At 61.5% G+C, this 23,010-nt stretch carries 20 protein-coding genes and 1 pseudogene; 15 read left to right on the top strand and 6 right to left on the bottom strand.

Annotation, left to right across the window (positions count from 1 at the left end; genetic code table 11):
* Window positions 1-277: 277 nt before the first annotated feature.
* The 3 genes from IEY47_RS16840 to IEY47_RS16830 all read right to left on the bottom strand — a co-directional run bounded on the left by IEY47_RS16840 (window position 278) and on the right by IEY47_RS16830 (window position 4,571).
* Entirely contained in the window at window positions 278-2,602 is a 2,325-nt protein-coding gene (locus IEY47_RS16840; RefSeq protein ID WP_188984781.1) for an FdhF/YdeP family oxidoreductase, read from the bottom strand.
* The gene (gene fdhD / locus IEY47_RS16835) at window positions 2,599-3,453 is read right to left on the bottom strand and encodes a formate dehydrogenase accessory sulfurtransferase FdhD (RefSeq protein ID WP_188984779.1); all 855 of its coding nucleotides are present in this window, start codon (window positions 3,451-3,453) and stop codon (window positions 2,599-2,601) included. The genes IEY47_RS16840 and fdhD overlap by 4 nt, the downstream gene beginning before the upstream one ends.
* 224 nt (window positions 3,454-3,677) lie before the next feature.
* The gene (locus IEY47_RS16830; protein ID WP_188984777.1) at window positions 3,678-4,571 is read right to left on the bottom strand and encodes a LysR family transcriptional regulator; all 894 of its coding nucleotides are present in this window, start codon (window positions 4,569-4,571) and stop codon (window positions 3,678-3,680) included.
* Window positions 4,572-5,009: 438 nt separating this feature from the next.
* Here IEY47_RS16830 and IEY47_RS16825 point away from each other — a divergent pair, with 438 nt between their 5' ends.
* On the top strand, window positions 5,010-5,150 hold the full coding sequence (locus IEY47_RS16825; protein ID WP_188984775.1) for a hypothetical protein: 141 nt from the start codon (window positions 5,010-5,012) through the stop codon (window positions 5,148-5,150).
* Between the two features lie 25 nt (window positions 5,151-5,175).
* Here IEY47_RS16825 and yrfG read toward each other — a convergent pair whose 3' ends face one another.
* Window positions 5,176-5,862, bottom strand: coding sequence for a GMP/IMP nucleotidase (gene yrfG, locus IEY47_RS16820; protein ID WP_188984942.1), 687 nt, complete (start codon window positions 5,860-5,862; stop codon window positions 5,176-5,178).
* A 67-nt stretch (window positions 5,863-5,929) separates the two neighbouring features.
* Here yrfG and nudE point away from each other — a divergent pair, with 67 nt between their 5' ends.
* The 5 genes from nudE (at window position 5,930) to IEY47_RS16795 (ending at window position 11,543) form a co-directional block, all read left to right on the top strand.
* On the top strand, window positions 5,930-6,496 hold the full coding sequence (gene nudE, locus IEY47_RS16815; protein ID WP_188984773.1) for an ADP compounds hydrolase NudE: 567 nt from the start codon (window positions 5,930-5,932) through the stop codon (window positions 6,494-6,496).
* Window positions 6,493-7,323 (top strand): 3'(2'),5'-bisphosphate nucleotidase CysQ, encoded by an 831-nt coding sequence (cysQ, locus tag IEY47_RS16810; protein WP_188984771.1) that lies wholly within the window; start codon window positions 6,493-6,495, stop codon window positions 7,321-7,323. Before nudE ends, cysQ begins: the two co-directional genes overlap by 4 nt.
* 305 nt (window positions 7,324-7,628) lie before the next feature.
* Window positions 7,629-8,309 (top strand): cysteine protease LapG, encoded by a 681-nt coding sequence (gene lapG / locus IEY47_RS16805; protein ID WP_188984769.1) that lies wholly within the window; start codon window positions 7,629-7,631, stop codon window positions 8,307-8,309.
* Window positions 8,310-8,362: 53 nt separating this feature from the next.
* A complete protein-coding gene (locus tag IEY47_RS16800; protein WP_188984767.1) occupies window positions 8,363-10,318 on the top strand; it encodes a bifunctional diguanylate cyclase/phosphodiesterase in 1,956 nt (651 codons plus the stop codon).
* Between the two features lie 319 nt (window positions 10,319-10,637).
* Window positions 10,638-11,543, top strand: coding sequence for a formate/nitrite transporter family protein (locus tag IEY47_RS16795; protein WP_188984765.1), 906 nt, complete (start codon window positions 10,638-10,640; stop codon window positions 11,541-11,543).
* A 2-nt stretch (window positions 11,544-11,545) separates the two neighbouring features.
* On the opposite strand, the gene IEY47_RS16790 is transcribed toward IEY47_RS16795, so the two are convergent.
* A complete protein-coding gene (locus IEY47_RS16790) occupies window positions 11,546-11,794 on the bottom strand; it encodes a hypothetical protein (RefSeq protein ID WP_188984763.1) in 249 nt (82 codons plus the stop codon).
* Complete coding sequence (locus tag IEY47_RS16785; RefSeq protein ID WP_229779504.1) at window positions 11,784-12,476, bottom strand: MlaA family lipoprotein; 693 nt, start codon at window positions 12,474-12,476, stop codon at window positions 11,784-11,786. Before IEY47_RS16785 ends, IEY47_RS16790 begins: the two co-directional genes overlap by 11 nt.
* Window positions 12,477-12,737: 261 nt before the next feature.
* Between IEY47_RS16785 and IEY47_RS16780 the strand changes: the two genes are divergently transcribed.
* The 9 genes and pseudogenes from IEY47_RS16780 (at window position 12,738) to IEY47_RS16745 (ending at window position 22,602) form a co-directional block, all read left to right on the top strand.
* The gene (locus IEY47_RS16780) at window positions 12,738-13,451 is read left to right on the top strand and encodes a response regulator (RefSeq protein WP_188984759.1); all 714 of its coding nucleotides are present in this window, start codon (window positions 12,738-12,740) and stop codon (window positions 13,449-13,451) included.
* The gene (locus tag IEY47_RS16775; protein ID WP_444544328.1) at window positions 13,448-14,818 is read left to right on the top strand and encodes a sensor histidine kinase; all 1,371 of its coding nucleotides are present in this window, start codon (window positions 13,448-13,450) and stop codon (window positions 14,816-14,818) included. The genes IEY47_RS16780 and IEY47_RS16775 overlap by 4 nt, the downstream gene beginning before the upstream one ends.
* Before the next feature lie 197 nt (window positions 14,819-15,015).
* Window positions 15,016-17,082, top strand: a complete 2,067-nt coding sequence (locus tag IEY47_RS16770; RefSeq protein WP_188984757.1) for a carbon starvation CstA family protein — start codon at window positions 15,016-15,018, stop codon at window positions 17,080-17,082.
* 12 nt (window positions 17,083-17,094) lie between these two features.
* Window positions 17,095-17,298, top strand: a complete 204-nt coding sequence (locus tag IEY47_RS16765) for a YbdD/YjiX family protein (RefSeq protein WP_188984754.1) — start codon at window positions 17,095-17,097, stop codon at window positions 17,296-17,298.
* 188 nt (window positions 17,299-17,486) lie between these two features.
* Window positions 17,487-18,473, top strand: coding sequence for a GTPase (gene yjiA / locus IEY47_RS16760; RefSeq protein ID WP_188984938.1), 987 nt, complete (start codon window positions 17,487-17,489; stop codon window positions 18,471-18,473).
* 178 nt (window positions 18,474-18,651) lie between these two features.
* On the top strand, window positions 18,652-18,870 hold the full coding sequence (locus tag IEY47_RS16755) for a hypothetical protein (protein WP_188984753.1): 219 nt from the start codon (window positions 18,652-18,654) through the stop codon (window positions 18,868-18,870).
* A gap of 111 nt (window positions 18,871-18,981) precedes the next feature.
* Window positions 18,982-20,112 (top strand): annotated as a pseudogene (locus tag IEY47_RS20835) (HAMP domain-containing protein); the annotation flags it as partial.
* 15 nt (window positions 20,113-20,127) lie between these two features.
* Window positions 20,128-20,970 carry a methyl-accepting chemotaxis protein gene (locus IEY47_RS20830; RefSeq protein WP_373293624.1) on the top strand — a complete coding sequence of 281 codons (843 nt, stop codon included), beginning with the start codon at window positions 20,128-20,130 and terminating at the stop codon, window positions 20,968-20,970.
* A 432-nt stretch (window positions 20,971-21,402) separates the two neighbouring features.
* On the top strand, window positions 21,403-22,602 hold the full coding sequence (locus IEY47_RS16745; protein WP_188984749.1) for an MFS transporter: 1,200 nt from the start codon (window positions 21,403-21,405) through the stop codon (window positions 22,600-22,602).
* Window positions 22,603-23,010 lie beyond the last annotated feature (408 nt).

Genomic DNA, 23,010 nt, shown 5'->3' with positions numbered 1-23,010 from the left:
GGGTTAGCCACGACGTGGCGTAATCCACCGTTTACCTTGAACTCGTATGCAGAGACTCGGGCGTAGCTACATGGCGTCGCTGGAAGCCCATTTGGGGATTTCGCCCTGTGCCTATGCGGGGGAGGAGGATGATCTTCAATTTTGTAGGGGCGACCTCCGGTCGCCTTCGCGACTAAAGCGGATCGCCGCCCGGTCGCCCCTACAGAGATCGTGCGTGCCGGCGAAGTAGGGTGGATTAGCCCCGACGTGGGGTAATCCACCGCTTGCTTCGCACTGCTTACGCGATTCGCTTGCTTTGCTGCGCGGGCTCGATCTTGATGGCGATGAACTTCGAGGTCGGGGTGAAACTGCCGACCCCGTAGCTGTCCAGCGGGACCAACGGGTTGGTTTCTGGATAGTAGGCCGCGGCCTGACCTTTGGGCATGTCGTAAGCAAGAATCGTAAAGCCCTTTACCTTGCGCTCGACGCCGTCATCCCACAGCGAGCTGACGTCCACTTTCTGGCCGGATTCATAGCCAAGACGGCGAATATCGTCTTCGTTGGCGAAGATCACGTCACGTTGACCCCAAACGCCACGGTAGCGGTCATCCAGGCCGTAGATCGTGGTGTTGTACTGATCGTGAGAACGCATGGTCTGCAGGATCAGATCATGCGTCTGGCCGCTCTTGCGCATGCGCTCGGAGATCAGATCGGCAGGTAGCGGGTTGGCCTTGAAGTTGGCCTTGCCGCTCGCCGTCGGCCATTTGCGCGAATTGGCAGCGTTACCCAGGTAGAAGCCACCCGGATGGGCCACGCGCTGGTTGAAGTCCTTGAAGCCCGGAATGGTATCGGCGATCAGGTCGCGGATACGGTCGTAGTCGGCGATCAAACTGTCCCAATTTACTGGGAAGTCGCCCAGCGTCGCCTTGGCGATACCGGCGACGATTGCTGGCTCCGACTTCATCTGTGAGCCATGGATCGGTTCGAGCTGGCCGAACGACGCATGCACCATGCTGAACGAGTCTTCCACGGTAACCGCCTGTGGGCCATCGGCCTGGCGATCGATATCGGTGCGGCCCAGGCAAGGCAGGATCAACGCATCAGTGCCCACCGTAAGGTGGCTGCGGTTGAGCTTTGTGCTGATCTGCACCGTGAGGTCGCAGCTTTTCAGTGCCTGGTGGGTGCGCGGGCTGTCAGGCGTTGCCTGAGCAAAGTTGCCACCGAGGCCGATGAACACCTTGGCCTGGCCGGCAACCATCGCCTCGATGGCTTCGACTGTGTTGTGGCCATTGTGACGTGGAACCTTGAATCCAAAACGGCGCTCGATGGAGTCCAGCAACGCAGCCGGGGGCTTGTCGTTGATGCCCATGGTGCGGTCACCCTGGACGTTGCTGTGGCCGCGAACGGGGCATAGGCCAGCACCGGGGCGGCCGACATTGCCAAACAGCAGCTGTAGGTTGACGATTTCCTGGATGGTCGGCACCGAATGGCGGTGCTGGGTGACACCCATGGCCCAGCAGATGATCACGTTCTTCGCACGGCGGTACATGCGTGCGGACTGCTCGATCTCGGCCAAGGTCAGCCCAGACTGGGACTCGATCAACGTCCAGGAGGTGGCGTCCACTTCCGCGAGGTAAGCGTCCATACCATCGGTGTGTTCGGCGATGAAGGCGTGGTCGAACAACGGTGCTTCGCCATTCGCAACGGCCTCTCGCTCCCACTGGAGCAGGAATTTGGCCATGCCACGGAAAGCGGCCATGTCGCCACCCAGCGCTGGGCGGAAGAACGCCGTGTTCAGCGGCGCAGAGCCGTTGGTTAGCATTTCCAATGCATGTTGCGGATGCTGGAAACGCTCGAGACCGCGCTCCTTCAGAGGGTTGAAGCAGACGACCTGAGCGCCGCGCTTCACCGCCTCGCGCAGGGGTTCGAGCATGCGCGGGTGGTTGGTCCCAGGGTTCTGGCCGACGACGAAAATGGCATCGGCGTGTTCGAAGTCCGCGAAGGTAACGCTGCCCTTGCCAACGCCGACGCTTTGCCCAAGCGCGACACCACTGGCTTCGTGGCACATGTTCGAGCAGTCGGGGAAGTTGTTGGTGCCGTAGGCGCGGACGAACAATTGATACAGGAAGGCGGCTTCGTTACTTGCGCGGCCGGAGGTATAGAACTCTGCCTGATCCGGGTTGCTCAAGCCTTTGAGGTAGCCGCCAATGAGCGCGAACGCATCGTTCCACTCGATGGGCACGTAGTGATCGCTTTTGGCGTCATAACGCATCGGCTGGGTCAGACGACCTTGGTATTCGAGCCAATAGTCGCTCTGCTCGCGCAGCTGGCTAACGCTGTATTTGGCGAAGAACGCTGCGTCGACACGACGCTTGGTCGCTTCCCAGTTCACGGCTTTCGCGCCGTTCTCGCAGAACTTGATCCGGCCGTCTTCGGGTGAGTCGCCCCAGGCGCAGCCCGGGCAATCGAAGCCGCCATTCTGGTTGGTCTTCAACAGCGCGCGCAGGTTCTTGAACGGCTGCTTGCTGTCGAGCCAGAAATGGGTGACGGCCTTGAGGGCGCCCCAACCGGCGGCAGCGCCTTTATAGGGTTTATAGCGAGGGTTGATCTGTTGCAGGCTCATGTCGGCTGTACTTCTTCTTCGCTGGGCGCCGGGCTGTAGACCCGGGGCGCGCTGTGATGAGTGAGGTGGATCAGATTCAGGTGATGACGCTGCGCCCACTGCACGGCAAGGCCGGTGGGTGCGGAAAAGCTGACGAGTGTGCGGATGCCCGCACGCAACGCCTTGTGGATCAATTCCAGGCTGCAGCGGCTGGTCACCACTGCTACGCCTTCGGCTGGGGAGCGACCCTGGCGCAACAAGGCGCCGATGAGCTTGTCAAGCGCATTGTGGCGGCCGATGTCTTCGCGGCCGAACAACAAGGTACCGTTCGCATCCATGAACACCGCCGCGTGCACGGCGCCGCAGTGCTGCCCCAGCGGCTGGAATTCGGCGATGCGGTCGCGCAGGCCTTCAAGCCACTCTGCCGGCGGCAAGGGCGCTGGTGTCAGCACCGGCAATTCCGGCAGCGCTTGGTCCAGCGCCTCGACACCACACAAGCCGCAGCCACTGGTGCCGGCCAGTTGGCGCCGCTGTTGTTTCAATTCCCAGAACGCCCGGTTGGCGATCTGCACGTCGGCATTGCGCGATTCGCCTTCGCCGCTAAGCGTGAGATCGTAGATCTCGTCGATCGATTCCACGGTCCCATTGCCGAGACTGAAGCCGACCACGAAGTCCTCGAGGTCCGTCGGCGTGACCATCATCACCGCTTGGCTGATGCCGTTGTAGGCAATCGCTAGCGCGCACTCTTCCGCCAGCTCTACGGGCACGGGCGAGCCGACAGCCATAGGCTGATAGTGATATTGGCGGCTAGCGGTGGATACAGGAGCGTCCACGGCCTTGAGAGGAGCGTGAGTACGACGCGAGGCAGTCATGTCAGGCACCGATCTATAGATTGATCGTTATTTGAGCAGGTTAGGCATCGGACGTTCGGTCGTCCAATCGGTGCTGCCGATTCGGCGATAAGTTCCATCGATCATGATGCCGCGACATATCGCCGCGCCTGGCCTGCGGCGTGGCGGGTGGGACGGCGGCTACAGACAAAAAAGGCGAAAAGGCGGATGTGCGGTAGGTAAAAGGTCCCGATAGAAATGCTTGATCAAGCGCCGTCGAGGCCTAACAAGTCCCGCATTTCATGAAAGCAGACATCCGCCAAAGGCGAACGGGGGGCATGACGGCGCATGATCAGGCCCACTGGAGAAATGGTGTTGGCATTGCTGATCGGGTGCAGGCGCAGGTGTTCGGTCATAGCGTCGAGCCCACTTTCCAGTGGCATGATCGCGCAGCAGAAACCGCCATGTACCGCCTGAAGGAGTTGATGCACCGCGTCGGTTTCCAGAAGCGGTGCCAGCGTCAAACCGCGGGAGCGGAACCCATGGTCGATGGATTGGCGAAAATGCATACCAGCGGACAGCACCCCCAGGGGGAGCTCGGCCAGTTGCTCCCAGACCAGCGCCTCTTCCTCGAAGCTGAAGTGGCGGTGGTCATAGAGCAGGGCCATGCGGGTATCGGCGAGGGCCAACGATTCGAAATGCGCGGCGTCCAGTCGGTCGAGATAGGAAATACCCATGTCGAGCCGGTTGCTCGCAAGTCCTTCGAGAATATCGTCCGAACTCAGTGCGGACAGCTCGAAGCGCAAGTGAGGATGGCGCGCGTGCAGGCGTTTCAAAAGGGGGACTAGATCAAACGCCGATAACGGCACGACGCCCATCCTCAGGGTGCCGCTCAGGTTGCCTCGCGTGATTGCCGCTTCAGCCAATAACCCGTCATGCGCGGCCAGTACGCTACGTGCCCAGGCGAGGATGCGTTGGCCGGGTTCGGTGAAGCCTTCGAAGCGCTGCCCGCGAATCACGAGTTCGAGGCCTAGCTCGTCTTCCAGATTACGCAGTCGCATGGAAAGCGTTGGTTGCGTCACATGACAACGCGCCGCCGCTTGGCCAAAGTGGCGAGTCTCGTCGAGGGCAATAAGGAACTTTAGCTGTTTGATGTCCATGACGGGGAAAGCTACAGCGTACGTACCATTTGCTTCAAGCGGGAAGGACCCAAGGTCCATTTCGGCGTCTAGATGGTCGGTGACAATGTTGGTGGGTGCGCTTACCCGCAATAACGAATTGACCCGCGGCAACGCTCTTCTGGGTCGCAAGAAGGTGGTTGCGCTCGCCGTCAAGCCGCCGAACCCTGTAGGGGCGGCTTCAGCCGCGAAGGCGGCACGCGCCGCCCTTACGAATAGCGCTACGCCGAGCATTTCCGCCTTTGACCGGATTTCTTGCGCGCCACGTCATAGGCGACGTTCGCCGGACTTACGTGTGGTTATGTCGACGCTGCATTGGGCGACTTGCAGTCGCCTTCGCGGCTAAAGCGGATCGCCGCCCGGCCGTCCCTACAGAGGTTGTGGCGCCGGTGTAGGCAAAGGCATGACCGGTGAGCAGGAATGCCATTCGATAGAATTGCGCAGCTCATCGCCAACCCACCGAACCCTGTTGGGGGCGGCCGGGCGGCGTTCCGCTTTAGTCGCGAAGGCGGCAAACGCCGCCCACTCGAATGGAGCTTCGCCGAGCATTTCCACCTTTGACCCAATCTCTTGCGCGCTACGTCGTCTACCGGTGCTTGGCGCCGGTCACGGAAAGGCCGTGGATCAGCGCCCGATAATCCCTCACCGCGTCGAACTCTTCTGTGTCCTTGGGGACTCCGCGGCTGTCGGGCTCGCTGACGGCGAGCAGGTGGGCGATACCATAGCGCTGCGCGGCGCGCAGCACCGGCAGGCTATCGTCGATGAACAGCGCGCGTGCAGGATCGAACGCAAGGTCGGCGTGTAACGCATCCCAGAACGCGGGCGCCTCCTTGGGAAAGCCGTAATCGTGTGAGCTGATCATCCGGTCGAAATACGGCGAAAGCTCAACACGCTCCATTTTCAAACTGAGCGAATCGCGATGAGCGTTGGTAATCATCACCACGTCTTTGCCCGCGTCGCGTAACGCCTGCAGGAACCCATCGGCATCCGGGCGCAGGGCAATAAGGTCGGCGATCTCGCGTTTCATCGCGACGATGGGCAGCCGCAGCTCACGCGTCCAGAAGTCCAGGCAGTACCAGTTCAGCGTACCGGCGTGATCGCGAAACAGTGGAGCAAGCTCCAGGTCCGCCATCGCGCGGCTGATGCCATGGACGTCGGCATAACGCTGCGGCATGTATTCGAGCCAGAAGTGGTTGTCGAAATGCAGGTCGAGCAACGTGCCGTCCATGTCCAGCAGTACGGTGTCGATCCGGTTCCACGGCAGGGTCGTCATGGGGCGTGCGGTCCGCGAGGGCGATAAAGGCAGGTATGATACCGGCACTCGTCCGACGGAGCCGCCCATGCGCCAGAAACCGACTGTACTTGACCGCGCCATCGTAGCCACCAGCCGTTTGTTCACTGTCGAGCAGGTACAGCTGAAGTTTTCCAATGGTGAGGAGCGCACGTACGAACGATTGGTCGGTCGGGGGACGGGGCATGGCGCAGTGATGATCGTGGCGTTGGCCGATGCCGAACACGCGCTGCTGATCGAGGAATACTGCGGCGGGACGGACGACTACCAGCTGTCTTTGCCCAAAGGCTTGATTGAGCCAGGCGAGGATGTCCTGGTCGCGGCCGATCGGGAGCTGAAGGAGGAAGCCGGGTTCGGCGCGAAAAGGCTCGAATACCTCACCGAACTCAGCCTTTCCCCCGGTTACATGAGCCAGAAGATCCAAGTGGTGCTCGCACGCGACCTCTATCCCGAACGCTTGCCGGGCGATGAGCCCGAACCCATGCGCGTGGATCAGGTGAACCTGCGCGAACTCGCAAGCCTCGTCCAACATCCGCAATTCAGCGAAGGCCGTGCACTGGCCGCGCTGTATCTCGTACGCGACCTACTTGTGCAGCGCGGGGAGTTGAGCCTATGAACGAGCTGATGCAAGGCGTGATCGCGCTCGTTCGGCAAGCGGGCGAGGCCATCCTGCCTTTTTGGCGCAGCGGCACGGAAGTGATCGAAAAGGCCGATGCGTCACCCGTGACCGCCGCGGATTACGCGGCACATCGCGTGTTGGCCGACGGCTTGAAAGCGCTTGCCCCCGAGATCCCCGTGTTGTCTGAGGAGGATTGCGACATCCCCCTGGCCACGCGCGCGGGCTGGACCCGTTGGTGGCTGGTCGATCCCCTCGATGGCACCAAGGAGTTCATCGCAGGTACCGATGAATTCACGGTCAATGTCGCGCTGATCGAAAACGACCGTGTGGTGTTCGGGGTCGTGGGTGTTCCGGTGAGTGGACGGTGTTTCTTCGGCGGCGCCGCCCTGGGCGCCTGGAGTCAGGACGCCAAAGGTTTGCAGGATGTGCCTATCCAGGTTCGGACTGCCCCGAGAACGACCTTCGAAGTCGTGGCGAGTCGTCGCCATGGCAGCGCGGAGCAGGCACGGTTGCTCGACGCCCTGGCAGCAGAAGTCGGTCCGTTGGACCGCGTCAATGTCGGCAGCTCCTTGAAGTTCTGCCTGCTCGCCGAAGGGGAAGCCGACTGTTATCCGCGCCTGGCCCCAACCTCACAATGGGACACGGCCGCTGCGCAAGGTGTATTGGAGGGCGCGGGGGGCGAAGTGCTCGATGTGGAGGGGTCGCCGCTGGCGTACGCCATGCGTGAGAGTTACCTGAATCCTTATTTCCTGGCTCTGCCCAAGGGCGTCAGCTGGCGCACAGCGTTGATTCAGGCCGCAGGCGCGTCCGTCCGACGCCCGTAAAGATCGGTGCGTCGGCGCCGATAGCCATCCATAGATAGACGTTCCCGCGTTGGCCGTGGCGTTCGTGCACATTTGCACTGGCGCTTTCACACGCGGCTCGCGCACTATCACGTCTTTCATTCGTAGCCTTACCCGAAAGGGGAGTTGCAGCGCCGTTGAGCGCCGGCCTGCATGCGCTGCTATCCGGTGTCGTGAACGCTTCCTTAAACGGCTGTATCGAGGATTGCCATCCTGAACCGTCCTACCTGCAGTGCCGTCAATGGGCGGCTTGGCGCCCTTGCCGGTTTCAGGCCGGGGGCGAACGGATGAGTCTTTTGCAGCGACCGTTCAAACGGTTTTGTTGGCTATGGTTGCTGGTTCTTTTACTGGGCGGTGGGCTGCGCGCGGATATCTTGCTCGGCGAGCTATTGCAGCGTGCCGAGCAGCTCTATGGTCCGCTGGGGGACGGCCGCCAGCGCATTACCGCCTGGCGGGAGATGCTGCAGACCAGCCGTTCGCTGGATGAGGCGGAAAAGCTCATCGCCGTGAATGCCTTTTTCAACCGTGTCGTGGCTTGGCGCGACGATGAGATCGTCTGGCATACCGCCGACTATTGGGCGACGCCGGTCGAAGCGCTGATCAAAGGCGCCGGTGACTGCGAGGACTATGCGATTGCCAAGTACGTGAGCCTGCGCGAACTGGGCATCCCGGACGATAAGCTGCGGATCACCTACGTCAAGGCGTTGCGCCTGAATCAGGCCCATATGGTGCTGACGTACTACGCCACGCCAACGGCGGCACCGCTGGTGCTCGACAACATCATCGGGGATATTCGCCCCGCAGCCGAGCGGCGCGATTTGCTGCCGGTGTATTCCTTTAACGGTGGTGGGCTATGGTTGCCCGGCCGTCCGGGTAACGAAAAGGTCGGCGACAGCAAGCGACTGTCGCGCTGGCAGGATCTGCTCGGAAAAATGCGCGCGGAAGGCCTGCTGGCCGGCGCACCCTAAAACGCCATCTGGCCGCGAACCAAACGTCAACGGACCCTTAGTAAGGAGACGGAATGTCCCTCTTCAAGCAGCTCTTCCTCGGCATCTGCCTGTTTCTGGTGATTGCGTTTACTGGAAGCTTTCTGGCGAGCCTGGAAAGTTCTCGCGACCAATCCATCGAACAGTTGCAGTCGCACGCGCAGGATGCGGCGACCGCCCTGGCGATGACGTTGACGCCGAACATCGACGATCCGGCGATGGTGGACCTGCTGGTCAGTTCGATCTTCGACAGCGGCTACTACGACCGAATCCGTGTGCTGGACGTCCAGAACGGCGACCGCGTCATCACCGAGCGGACCAGCGCTAACGAAACGTCGGACGTGCCCGCTTGGTTCGAAAGGCTCGTGCGTATCGACGCACAACCGGCGGAAGCGGTCGTGATGCGCGGCTGGGACCAGGCCGCGCGGGTACAGGTGTCGAGTCACCCTCGGTTCGCGATCACCCGGCTGTGGGATTCGGCAATGGGTAGCCTGGCATGGCTGCTGGGTTGTGGGGTCGTGGCAGCCGTTCTTGGCGGTCTCCTGTTGCGTGCGCAGCTGCGGCCGTTGGATTACCTCGTGCGCCAGTCCGAAGCCATTGCGATTCGACAGTTCCTGAGCGTGCCGGAGCTGCCGCGCACACCTGAGTTGCGTCGGGTCGTCGGGGCAATGAACCTGATGGTGGAAAAGCTCAAGGCGGTCTTCCAGGAGCAGGCCGAGCGCAGCGAGCAGCTGCGTGACGAAGCTTATCTCGACAGCCTTACCGGTCTGGCCAATCGCCGGCGCCTCGATCTACAGATGGAGCAAAGCCTGAGCAGCGACGAGCAGGCGTCTCACGGCGCCTTCCTCATGGTCAGGCTGGACGACCTCGCCGGGGTCAATGGGCGTTTAGGCGGTCATGCGACGGATGATCTGTTGCGCCGGATCGCCGATGCTCTGCGTCGGCATAGCCGGCCTGCGTTGGGCAGTGAAGGGCTGGTTGCCCGCAGCCGCGGAGGGCAGTTCGCCATTCTTGCGCCGGGGTTGCTTGGCGAGGAAGCCGAGCGACTGGCTGCGGCGCTCGTCGCGGACCTGCAGAAGATGGCGCAGGGTGATGAGTGTCTGAGCACCATTCGTATCCATGTCGGAGTGACGCTCTACCGCATCGGCGACAGTCCCAAGGCGCTGCTCGTTCGTGTCGATGACGCCTTGGCCGCTGCCGCGTGGCAGGGTGATTTCGTCTGGTCGAGCACCGGTGACGGTAGCGCGGGGCGCGTCACCAATGAACAGGACACGTGGCGTACACGGCTGGACACTGCCCTGCGGGAGCGCCGCTTCATCCTCTATTTCCAGCCCGTGAAAAGCCTGACGGCGCCGGGTGGGACGCTGCAGTACAAGGCGCTGGCCCGGCTGCTGAATGAAAACGGCGACGTCGTGAACGCGGGCCGCTTCCTGCCCTGGATCGAACGTTTCGGCTGGAGCGAGCGGTTGGATACGGTCATGCTCGACCTGTTGCTGGAGCAGATGAAGGGACACGACGCGCGGATGTCGCTGAGTCTGTCGCGGGCAGCGGTGGCCGATGAGCGCGCGCGCGAAACGCTGATCCAGCAGCTGAGCGAGCACCCGGAGGTGTCGCGGCGGCTGACCCTCGAGTTGGACGAGCAGCATTTGCCCGACCAGGCCGGTCTTGAAGCGTTAGCGATGACGCTGCGTTCGTTGACGGGAACGGGCCTGGCCATCCAGCACTTCGGGGGCCGCTTCAGCTTGATCGGCAACCTGGCACGCCTGGGGTTGGACTATCTCAAGCTCGATGGCAGCTATATCCGGCACATTGATGTGGAGGCGGACAAGCGTCTGTTCGTCGAGGCCGTCCAGCAAGCCGCCAGCAGCATCAATTTGCCGGTGATCGCCGAGCGCGTGGAAACCCAGGGTGAGCTCGATGTCCTTCGTGAAATGAACATTGCCGGTGCAACGGGCGAGCGCCTGGGCGTACCGGAGCCTTGGAACAGCTGATCGACATTACTCTTTGCTGCTTATATGTCGATGTAGGCGTCGCCGCCGTCAGCACCTTGCTCGTGGTCATCACGCTTTTAAGGGTGATGTATGCCGGACGCGCTCTTTGTAGGAGCCCACTTGTGGGCGATCACGATCTGGCTGACAACGCGGTATCGCCTGACCGTACTAATGATCGCCTATGAGCTGATCGCAGTCCGATGGGCTTCTACGGAAGTGGACCGCATTGCTACTGCGGGAGCGGAACATCGCACGCGGCCACGGAACCGCGCTCGAGCCGCCGCTGCCTATATCGCATCCATCCAGCGGAGCGGTGACCATGGCAGACAAGGATAAAGACAAGGACGAGGAGCAGAAGGCCAGCGCCACGCATCTGCCACATGACGAGGGCGGACCCGACAAGGACGATGTGGACCCGGAAAGTGACCTGACCGAAGAGGAAAAGGACGAGGTCGTCGAAAGCCAGCCGCCACGCGCCCAGGTCCTGCACGAAGTCATCCGGCTGCAAGGTGACCACGAACTTGAACGTGGGGTGGCGGCGCTCTGGTGGTCCGCGCTGGCAGCTGGGCTTTCCATTGGGCTCTCGATGATGGCGATGGGGCTGCTGCGCAGCATTGCCGGGGACCATCCGATGTCCACTGCCATCTATGCCTTCGGCTATCCGGTGGGATTCCTGGCGATCATCCTCGCGCGGCAGCAGCTGTTCACCGAAAACACGATCACTGCCGTCTTGCCGGTCATGAGCGAACCGACTGCTGCCATGTTCGGCAAGCTGATGAAACTGTGGATCGTGGTGCTGGCAGGAAACATGGTGGGTGCATCGCTGTTTGCGTTCGCCGCGCTGGAGCTGCCGATTTTCGAGCCAAAGGCGGACGAAGCCTTCCTGGAAATCGGCCGGGAAGTCATGAAGCAGGAGGCGTTCCCGATGTTCGCCAAGGCGATCGTTTCGGGGTGGATGATTGCGACCATGGTGTGGCTGATCCCCGCCGCGGAAGGTGCCAAGATCTGGGTGATCGGCATCATCACCTACTGCATGGCCTTGGGCAGTTTCACCCACATCGTCGTGGGCACGGCGGAAGTGAGCTATCTGGTGTTCGCCGGCGAACTGACCTGGAGCGAGTTCTGGTGGCCGTTCGCGTTACCGACCTTGATCGGTAACATTGTTGGCGGCAGCCTCATCTTCGCCCTCATCAGCCACGCGCAGATTCGAAGCGAAATACAGTGACGTCAAGTCGAGGGCGCGCGAGCCTCGCGGCCCTTGTCGACCATCCAGCGCACGACCTCGGCAAGTGATACGCGATGTTCGTGAGCGGCTTTCCAGCCGACACGGTCCTCGTGGTATCGCTCCGCATAGCGACGGAGCACAGGGTCGCGCCCATCCTCGCTCAGATGAAGTTCGAGTTCCCGCAGGTGCAGTGAGTCGGGGGTGGGCGCCCGCGTCCGGCGGTGCAACGTTAGCGTGACGCTATCGCTCATGGTTGTTCGCCTCCTGGCCGCATTCGGGTGTCATCGGTTGCCCAGCCTTGCCTTCGACGACGAAGCGCGCGCGGCGCTCGGCAACGTCGTCACGCAGTGCCTCGTAGTAGTCGGGCCCTGTACGCAGTTCCTCGGTTACAGGAAGCGCCTTGGCCCGGCCATCGACGGTGCCACCAACGGTACTGACGGTGCTCAGCGTTTCCAGGGTGTCGCTATTGCTGCCGAACGGCGATACGGCAAAACTCAACACCTTGCCCGTGGCGTCGCGCAGGTTCGAGGTGCCTAGCAGCGGCAGCTCGACGATCGGGCCATTCGCGATGTTCCAGACACCGAACGTTTGACCGAAGTCCGCCCGGTGCCGCTCGATGCCCAGTCTTCCCGAGACATCGATTAATCCGAGCAGGCCGACGGTCGAGTTGAGGGCAAAGCGACCTAGGGTGTTCACCGAGCGTCGTGCGTTGCCTTGGAGCAGGTCATTGATGAAAACCTTGGGTTCTCCGAAGTTGGCGACAAAGTTATGGACACCGCTCTGGACGGTGTCTGGCAGCCGCCGGTAGCCACGGGCGATCGGCGCCAGGGCGTAATCGTCGACCGTTCGGTTGAAGGCAAAGATGCCACGGTTGACGGGCTCCGCAGGGTCATAGGGCGCCAGTGCGGGCGTGCTGCACACCGAGGCGTGCATATTGGACGTGCCGGCACAGCCGCTGCCCAGCAGCACGAGAAATCCAAGGGACGCACACTGCACGGCATAGGAAGCGGTTTTGAGCGTTGGCATACGGAGCGGTCTCGTCGGGAAATGCCGGCGATGCTGCGCGTGCTTTCTTGCCTGGGAATGTCCATCGGGTTTCGAAAAGGTCGCTTCGTTACCCGATTGAAATATATGACGTGCCCGGCTCAATGGTTTTAGATATCCGCTCCTGTATCCAGCCGGACGGCACACGTCGTGACCCATTTATTGCTGGTGGACGATGACATCGAAGTCCTCGCCCTTTTGAAGAAATTCCTCGAACAACACGGCTACAGCGTGGCGATCGCGACCGACGGACCCGCGCTGTGGGAGGCCGTTGCCCGACAGATGCCGGACCTCGTCATTCTCGATGTCATGCTGCCGGGGGACAGCGGGCTGGTGCTGTGCCAGAAGCTGCGCACTGAGCATGCGATTGGAATCGTGATGCTCACGGCCATGAGCGAGCTTAGTGATCGCGTGGTGGGCCTGGAGCTCGGTGCTGACGATTACCTCACCAAACCGTTCGATGCGCGTGAGCTGCTCGCTCGGGTTCGAGCGGTGCTTCGACGGACGGGTGAAACGCGCAACGTATTGAACGAGAAGCCGCGTCCCACCCTGGAATTCGCCGGCTGGCAGCTGGATGTCACGCGCCGGGAGCTGCGTTCGCCAGACGCGGTATTGATTCCCCTCTCGGCAGGCGAGTTCGAGCTGCTGCTGGTGTTTGCCGAGCATCCCCAGCGGGTGCTGACGCGCCAGCAGCTGCTTGATAAAGCGCGAGGTGATGGCCATGAGGCCTTCGATCGTAGCGTGGACGTTCAGGTCAGTCGCTTGCGGCGCAAGCTGGAGAGCGATCCGAGTGGCACGCCCATGATCCGGACCATCCGCAACGGGGGCTATTTGTTTACACCAAGCGTGGTCATGCGGCGGTGAGGCTGTTGCAGCAGACGTGGGTGGGGCTGCGCCGTCCGCGCGATACGGTTGCACGCTGGATCGCGCTGACCATCATGGCCGCGATGCTCACCGCTTTGCTGCTAAATGGCTTGTTCAACACGCTTGCGGGCGTCTGGGCACGCCCGCCACTGGTGGAAACCGGTTTGATGGAGCGGCTTGCGACCATCACGCGGATGCTTGATGCCGCGCCGGTGTCGCAGCGGCAGTCACTCGCCATAGCGGCCAGCGATGAAACATTCTCCGCGCGGTGGCTGGCGCACCATGAAGAGGCTGATCTGCCCGTGTTGGACGACCCGGACTTCCGCGACGGTGCGCCGATCCTTCATCGCTTGCTGCAACGCCCGACGGCGCGTATCGAAGCCTACGAACCCGCCGATTGGCCTGCCCACCGAAATGATCGGCGCTATGCCCTGCTGATCAGCCTAAGCGATGGCTCCTGGGCCATGTTCTCTGTGCCAACCCGTAGCTGGGGGCTGGAGGAGTGGCTGCGTAACCTGATCGTGCTGGGGCTGGTAGTGCTGTCGACGGCCGTTGTCGCGCTGGTCGCAACGCGGCATCTGGCGCGTCCGCTGGAGCGTTTCGCGCAGGGCGCGCGGCGTTTCGGCACGGATTTCAAGGCACCGCCCATTCCAGTGGAAGGGCCGCAAGAGCTCCGTCAGGCGATACTCGCGTTCAATGGCATGCAGGCGCAATTGCGAAACTTCCTGCTCGATCGCACGCAAATGCTCGCGGCGATTTCCCACGACCTACGTGCCCCGCTGACCCGCATGCGGTTGCGCGGCGAGTTCATCGACGACGTCGAGCAGCAGTCGAGATTGTTCCGGGACGTGGATGAGATGCAGACCATGGTGACGTCCGCCTTGGACTTCTTCCGTGACGATGCCCGGTTCGAGCCGGCCACTGCCTTCGATCTCGCCCAATTGCTGCACACGGTGGTGGATGACTTCAAGGATGCTGGAGCGACGGTCGCGTTCAGCGGGCCGGGACGCCTGGTTTATGTTGGGCGCCCGGTGGGTATCAAGCGGATGCTAGTGAATCTGGTGGAGAACGCGATCAAGTACGGACGGGAGCCGGGCGTACGCCTGCGGCGTACTTCGGAGCAGGTGGAGATTCGCGTGCAGGATCGTGGGCCGGGCATTCCCGAGGAGCACCACGACGCTGTCTTCGCGCCGTTCTTTCGCCTCGAAGGCTCGCGCAACAAGAGCACCGGCGGGGTTGGGCTGGGGCTTTCGGTCGCACGCGCCACGGTGCTCGAGCACGGCGGGACACTCACCCTTCGGAACCGCCGCGGAGGAGGGCTGGAGGTGCGAGTCGTCCTACCGTTGGGGCTGCCGTCCCGGCCTTGACGAGGCTGGCCGCTGCCGTTATTCGTGCAGGCGCAGAACGGTTTGTCGTGACCCTTGTCACAACTCTCCGCCAGTGTTATCAAATCCTGGCAGAAACAGCCAAGGACGAGCCTTTCCGCGCCTCCTGTGGATGTTCCTCACATGCCGTCTACACTTTGACGGGCAGTTCCCCTGCTGCCCCGGAGCCGGAGTAAAACATGAACAATAACAACAGCATCGCACGCCATCTGCCCTGGGCAGCGCTGGCCGTGCTCGGCGCCTGTGCGCTCGGTGTCGTCGCCCTCAGAAGGGGCGAAGCGATCAACGCCTTGTGGATCGTGGTCGCCGCCGTCGCGCTCTATCTGGTCGCTTACCGTTACTACAGCCTGTTCATCGCCACCAAAGTGATGCAGCTGGATTCTTCACGCGCAACCCCTGCTGTACTCAACAATGACGGTCTGGACTACGTCCCGACCAACAAACACATCCTCTTCGGACACCACTTTGCCGCTATCGCCGGCGCAGGGCCGCTTGTGGGCCCGGTGCTTGCCGCGCAGATGGGATACTTGCCCGGCACGCTGTGGCTGATAGCCGGCGTGGTGCTCGCCGGTGCGGTGCAGGACTTCATGGTCCTGTTCATGTCCACTCGCCGCAACGGTCGCTCTCTGGGTGACATGGTGCGCGAGGAGATGGGCCGAATCCCAGGGACTATCGCCCTGTTCGGCTGCTTCCTGATCATGATCATCATCCTTGCGGTGCTGGCGCTGATCGTCGTGAAGGCCCTGGCCGAGAGCCCATGGGGCATGTTCACGGTGATGGCCACCATCCCGATCGCGATGTTCATGGGCATCTACATGCGCTACATCCGTCCGGGCCGCATCGGTGAAATTTCGCTGATTGGGGTGGTGCTGCTGCTCGTGTCCATCTGGGCGGGTGGCGCTGTCGCCGCAGACCCGGTCTGGGGGCCGGCCTTCACCTTCACCGGTGTGCAGATCACCTGGATGCTGATCGGCTATGGCTTCGTTGCTGCCGTACTGCCGGTCTGGCTAGTGCTGGCGCCACGGGATTACCTGTCCACCTTCCTTAAGATCGGCACCATCATCGCCCTGGCGATCGGCATTCTGATCACCATGCCGGAACTGAAAATGCCGGCGCTGACGCAGTTCACCGACGGTACCGGTCCGGTCTGGAAGGGTACGCTGTTCCCGTTCCTGTTCATCACGATTGCCTGTGGTGCGGTCTCTGGCTTCCATGCGCTGATTTCTTCGGGGACCACGCCGAAGCTGCTGGCCAACGAGAGCCACGCCCGCTACATCGGCTACGGAGGCATGCTGATGGAATCCTTCGTCGCCATCATGGCGATGGTTGCAGCATCCGTCATCGAGCCGGGTGTGTACTTCGCCATGAACAGCCCGGCTGCCGTGGTGGGCGGGGACGTGGCGTCCGTCGCTGCGGCTGTCAGCAATTGGGGCTTCACCGTCACGCCGGAGCAGTTGGAAGCCACGGCGCGTGATATTGGTGAGAACACGATCCTGGCCCGTGCCGGCGGGGCGCCGACCCTTGCAGTGGGTATCGCCCAGATCTTGCACAACGTGCTGCCGGGCGAGAACACCATGGCGTTCTGGTACCACTTCGCGATCCTGTTCGAGGCACTGTTCATCCTCACCGCGGTAGACGCCGGGACCCGAGCCGGTCGCTTCATGCTGCAGGACCTGCTCGGTAACTTCGTCCCGGCGCTGAAGCGCACCGAATCCTGGGGCGCCAACATGCTGGCCACGGCCGGTTGCGTCGCGCTGTGGGGCTGGTTGCTGTATCAGGGCGTCGTCGATCCGCTGGGCGGCATCAACACCTTGTGGCCGCTGTTCGGTATCTCCAACCAGATGCTGGCAGGTATCGCGCTGATGCTGGGCTGCGTGGTGCTGATCAAGATGAAGCGGCAGCGCTACGTCTGGGTCACGTTGGTGCCCGCAACGTGGTTGCTGATCTGCACCACCACGGCGGGTCTGATCAAGCTGCTCGATCCGAACCCGGCTGTCGGCTTCGTCGCCTTGGCTAACAAGTACAGCGCTGCAATGGCACAGGGACAAGTGATCGCCCCGGCCAAGAGCATGGAGCAGATGCAGCACATCGTGTTCAACGCCTGGACCAATACCACGCTGACGGTGCTGTTCCTGTTCGTGGTGATGAGCATCCTGTTCTTCGCCATCAAGGTCGGTCGGGCCGCATTGGGTAAAACCGAGCGTACGGATAAAGAAGCGCCGTTCCAGCCGATACCGGACGCCTAAGAGGATTCGCTGATGTTCAATGATCTGGGTCGAATGGGTAAGTATCTCGGGCAGGCCGCCAAGATGTTGGTGGGCATGCCGGACTACGACACCTACGTCGAACACATGAAGAACAAGCATCCGGACAAACCGGTGATGACCTACGATGAGTTCTTCCGTGAGCGTCAGGAGGCGCGTTACGGTGGAGGCAAGTCGGGGGCGATTCGGTGTTGTTAGACGTTGAACACTAACGGTTAACGTGTAGGAGCCCACTTGTGGGCGATCCAGATCCAACCGACGGCTAGGAGCTGTCTGGCCTGACGCTGATCGCCCACAAGCTGATCGCAGCCCGGTGGGCTCCTACAAAAAGCCGCTCATTGCGTCACGAAAAAACCCCATGCGCCACGCCTGTCGTGGCGCATTTCATTTCAGAGGTACCCATGTCTCACACGCCAATCCCGGTCACGGTACTGACCGGATTTCTCGGCACTGGCAAGACCACGCTGCTCAAATATCTTCTGCAAGCAGAGCACGGCCTGAAGCTCGCCATCATCGAGAACGAATTCGCTGAAACGCAGATCGACACGACACTGCTCGGTGACGCCCCAGCCGAAGTCCTCACATTGGCCAACGGCTGTGTCTGCTGCTCCATCAACAGCGATCTGGCGAAAGGGCTGATGTTCCTGTTGGAGCGCAGGGATAGCGGTGCCATCGCCTTCGACCGCCTGGTGATCGAATGCACCGGCCTGGCCGACCCTGCACCCGTGGCACAAACCTTCTTTGCGGACGAGGAATTGTGCGAGCGCTACGTACTCGACGGGATCGTCACGCTCGTGGACGCGGCGAATGCCGAGCGCCACCTGCAGGAATCGATCGCTCAGGCGCAGGTGGGATTTGCCGATCGGATTCTGCTGAGTAAAACCGATCTCGTCGCAACCGAATCCGTCGACCACCTGCGTCAGCGCTTGCAGCGTATCAACCGCCGGGCGCCGATACATGTCGTCGAGCACGGGCGCACGGATCTGTCCCATCTGCTGGACATCCGTGGCTTTAACCTCAATGCCGATTTTGGCCCGGCACTGACGTTTCGTCCCGTACAAGCCGCGTCCTCCGTAGACCGTATCCGCACGCTCGTACTGCGGACGGCTGCGCCACTGGACCTCGACCGTCTCAGCGCATTTATGGAGAACCTGCTCGAAGAACATGGTAATTCGCTGCTTCGCTACAAGGGCGTGCTCAACATCGCTAACGAGCCGAGGCGCATGGTCTTCCAAGGCGTCCTGCGGCTGTATGGCTTCGATTGGGATAGCGAATGGCGCGAGCATGAGACGCGGGAAAGCGTAATCGTGTTTATCGGGGACAATTTGCCGGAAGCAGACATTCACGCGGCGTTCGACGCACAGGCCTCGTGAGTGCCGTTTAGCAGGACAAATGAGCATTAGGCGAGACGGCCGGTCCATTTATGTAACGGTGACGAATATGTGACCGTCAGGGGCGGCCGGTTCCCCGCCCGCAGGCTCGATCGATCACTGGAATGAAGACGCGCCTGATCTACCTGTATCTGCACCAACAAGAATGGGAGTGTCAGTGATGAGCTATCCAAAAATGCTGGAAGACAGGGGATTCGAAGTGGTTGATGGACGTCGGCGCTTTTCTGCACTGCTGACGCTCCACGCCACCGTCAAGGCAATCGACCAGGATGGTCGGGCGTATCGCATCTCACGGGGTTCGGAAGGGCTCGACATCCAGCCCTCTCCAGACGAGACCGGCGACGTCGCGACATCTATCGTTATTCGTCCTACCCATTGAGGTAGCACAGGCGCGCATTCGCGCGCCTTTCATGACCTTCGTCGACATCCCTTCATGTTTCTCAGCGCTCGGCCGATGACCTGATACCTGCCCCTCGCCGAGTATCTGCACATGCGTGCGCTCAGAACGATTCAAGGACGATATGCGACCGTATTCATCGCATTCATCGTCATCGCTGTATTGCTCACCGTTGCTGCCATCCGCCTCTTGGTCACGCCGCAACTCAAAGCGGTTGAAGCGGGGCGAATCAGTGCCGAGCTGACCGACATCGCCGACTTCATTCAGAAGGACCTGGCGAAGATCCAGAGCCAGTCGCGCAGCATCACCGAAACCGTTGCCGTGCTCGACAGCGCGGATATCGACCGGCTGCAACCTGCGTTGGTGAACCAGTACGGCGACGCCAAGGTATTTGGCGGTGGGATTTGGCCGTTCCCCAATGCCCGTGAGCTGGGGCGCGACAAATTCAGCACGTTCTTCCACCGTGATGCCTCGGGGAAGATGACGGAAAACACCTATTGGAACAGTGCCGAAGCGCCTAATTATTGGGAGCAACCCTGGCACAAGGCGGGTGCACAGGCACCGCGCGGTGAGTGCGTCTGGGCTGCCGCCTACAAGGACGGCGCCAGTGCCGAGCCACGTACCAACTGCGCAATGGGCATCTACCGTGGCAGCCAGGCATTTGGGGTATCCACCATCGACCTCACGCTGGGCTTCTTCAACGGTCTCGTGGCCGAGAAGCAGAAGGAGCTGGAAGGGCAGGTCATGATCGTCGAGGCCGACGGCAAGATTCTCAGCAACCTGCCGCAGCTCGGTGGCGAAATCGTCTTGAAGAATGTGTCGGAGCTCGCGAGCCGTTCCCCGTTCGTTCGTGAGATTCAAAGCGCCCTCGCGTCGGCGAACCACGAACGGATGCAGTCGGAGTTCGTCGATTCTGAGGATCAGAGCTTCTTCCTGCAGCGTATCGAGGGCACGCCCTGGTACCTTGCCGCAGCAGTGCCGACGCGCCTGCTGACCCAAACGAGCAACGATGTGCTTGGCACCCTGGCCGCCATCCAGTTGCCGCTGGTGTTGCTATTGTTGGGTGTGATGATTCTGTCGGTTCGGGCCTTGAGCCGCCGGCTTGGCCTACTGGCTTCCAACATCCGTTCGCTTTCCGCGGGCGATGCTGATCTGACACGTCGGGTGCCGGTCAAGGGCGAAGACGAGGTGGACGCGATCGGGGAGTCGGTCAACCGATTCATTGCGTATTTGCAGGCGATGATTGCCGAGCTGACTACCGCATCACGCCGTATCGGCGATGAGATCGAGAGCCTCAAGCAGCAGTCGACCCAGAACAATTTGATCCTTGCGCGTCATGCGAGCGAGACCGATCAGGCGGTTACAGCAATCACCGAAATGAGCTCTACCGCGGATTCGGTTGCCCAAAGCGCGAGCGAAACGGCGTCCTTCACCGAGCGCGCCAACGAAAATGCCATGCGCTCGCGGCAGGTGGTCAGCGAGGCGTCGAGCGGCGTGTTGTCGCTGGTGGACGACGTGGATGCCGCCACGACGAAAGTTGTTGAAATGCAACAGGACGCCCGTCGTATCAATGACATTCTTGGCGTGATTGGTGGCATTGCTGATCAAACCAACCTGCTGGCACTCAATGCGGCCATCGAGGCCGCCCGTGCGGGCGAGCAAGGCCGTGGGTTCGCAGTTGTGGCCGATGAGGTGCGTGCATTGGCGGGTCGCACTCAACAGAGCACGTCGGAAATCAACGATATGCTCAAGCGCCTCGAAGATGGTGTCGGCTCGGCTGTCGCGGCAATGGAAAGAACGCGCAAGAGCTGCCAGGGTGCTGCGGAGAAGACCACCGACGTCAATACGGGCCTGGATGAAATGGCCGGCTCGATGGGCCGTATCCACGACCTGAGTGCGCAAATCGCAACCGCCGCCGAAGAGCAGAGCGCGGTGAGCGAAGAGATCAACCAGAACATGGTCGCGGTTCGGCAAATGGTCGACGAGTTGGTGGGCAATGGTGTGCAGGTTGAGAAGAGCACCACTTCGCTCGCGTCGTCCAACGGCCAGCTGGCCTCGATCGTCCGGCGATTCAAGGTGTAACCCAAGAGTCACACCTCGCATGTGTGAGTTACCCACCGCCGAGGCGCCGCGCTGTCGCGCGACAAACAGGGGGCATGGCAGTGAGTGCAGACCTTGTGGGAGCGGGTCGGGCGGCGATTTGCGGGGCGGCCATCCGCCATGCCCGCGATGGAGTTATGCGCCATTGCCAATCGCGAGCATGGCTCGCTCCCACAAGGGTTCACAATCCACTCATTTTTTGCTTCTGAATCAAAGAGGTGTTTTTTATTTGATGAGAGCGGGCCGTGCCCGCGATGATTGAGGCAGGGCTGCGCGCATCCCTGCCTCACCCACGAACCAAAGCCCGTATCCCGTACTGACAATTGCTCCACGCTGGTGCGTTTCTTGTCGGTTGTCACCCCGGTGAATGATTAGCCCTATACACTTCGGCGTTTAGCTCTGCCCGAGGTTCGCTTGGATAACGTTCGCCGTCGCCGTATCGCCCTTTTTCTTCTGTTTCTCCTCCCCGGCCTGTTGCTCGCGTCGTGGGTGACGCGTACTCCCGATATCCGCGACCTGTTAAGCGCTTCCACCAGCGAGATGGGGCTCATACTGTTCGGCTTGTCGTCAGGCGCGATGTGCGGGGTCTTGAGTTCCGGAAGGCTGGTAATGGCAAGGGGCACGCGGCCGATCAGCATGGTTGGCACTGCGCTGGTGTTCGCAGGAACGCTAGTTGTCGCTGTCGCGGCTGCCAGCGCGTTGAGTGCGGGTGTTTTCGTTGGGCTGTTCTGTGTCGGTGCCGGTATGGGGCTGGCGGAAATCGCCATCAATATCGAAGGTGCGGATGTCGAGCGTCTGACCGAAAAGCCTTTGCTTCCGGCCCTTCACGGTTGTTTCAGCCTTGGCACGTTGTGCGGTGCATTGTTGAGCATGATGCTCGCGCACCTTGGACTCTCGGTTGTCGTGCATCTGACGCTGATTTCACTGCTGTGCGCGCCTGCCGCGGTATGGGCGTGCCTGCAAGTTCCGCATGGCGTCGGCCGTGAGAATGCGATGTCGACCTCCGATGATCCGGAGAAGGCTGAAGACCGCGCTGCCGTTTGGCCTGACCGGAAATTGATCATGATAGGCCTGATCGTACTGGCGCTCGCCATGGCGGAGGGCTCGGCCACCGACTGGTTGCCGCTGTTGATGGTGGACGGCCATGGCTTCGACCCGGCGTCCAGCGCGCTCATCTATGCCGGGTTCGCCGGGGCCATGACGGTGGGGCGGTTCTGCGGTAACTACGTGCTCCATCGCGTAAGCCGGGAAGCGGTGATTCGCGGTAGTGCCTTGTTTGGAGCCACTGGGCTTGCGTTGGTGATCTTTTCGGAAAGCCCTACGCTTGCCGCCTTTGCTGTAGTCCTCTGGGGCCTGGGTGCATCGCTCGGTTTTCCGGTGGGCATCTCTGCCGCAGGCGACTCCGAACGGCATGGCGCGCGCCGGGTGGCGGCAGTCGCAACCCTCGGCTATCTAGCATTCCTGGTCGGGCCGCCGTCCTTGGGATTCCTGGGCGAGGCGTATGGCCTGCGTTCAGCCATGCTGGTGGTGATGGTGCTCGTGGCGTGCGTGTTCGTGCTGGCGCCAGCCGTGCGCTCGGAGCGTAAGGCTCGTCGCGGGGCGGAGCGGGTATAGGCGCCCTACAGGACGCGAGTCTTATTTAGGTATTGGCCGGATGGTGATTGTTGTAGGGGCGGTGGGCGGCCATCCGCATTTGCTGCGAAGGCGACTAAAGTCGCCCCTACAGAACGCAATTGTCGTCTGTGGTCATTGCTGGATGGCAACCGCGTAGGGGCGACTTCAGTCGCCAAGTTCGCCAAAACGATTATCCGTAGGCTGGGTGAAACCCGCGGTTTTGTCGCTCTGTGCTGAAGGCGTGTTTGCGCTCGGCGTATTACCACGCTGTTTACCCGGCTACGTTTCGGCCCTTACGGCCGAGTTACCTTTTCTTGCTTGCGGATCGCCTCCCGACCCAAGAAGACGTAACCCAAAAGAAGGACACCCAAGCATTCGGGTCTAGCCCTTGGCCAGACTTCCCTGACG

The sequence above is a fragment of the Pseudomonas matsuisoli genome (assembly GCF_014647635.1).
Classification (GTDB): domain Bacteria; phylum Pseudomonadota; class Gammaproteobacteria; order Pseudomonadales; family Pseudomonadaceae; genus Pseudomonas_P; species Pseudomonas_P matsuisoli.
Note: the sequence above shows the minus strand (reverse complement) of the source record. Positions and strands in the feature narration are given on the sequence as shown.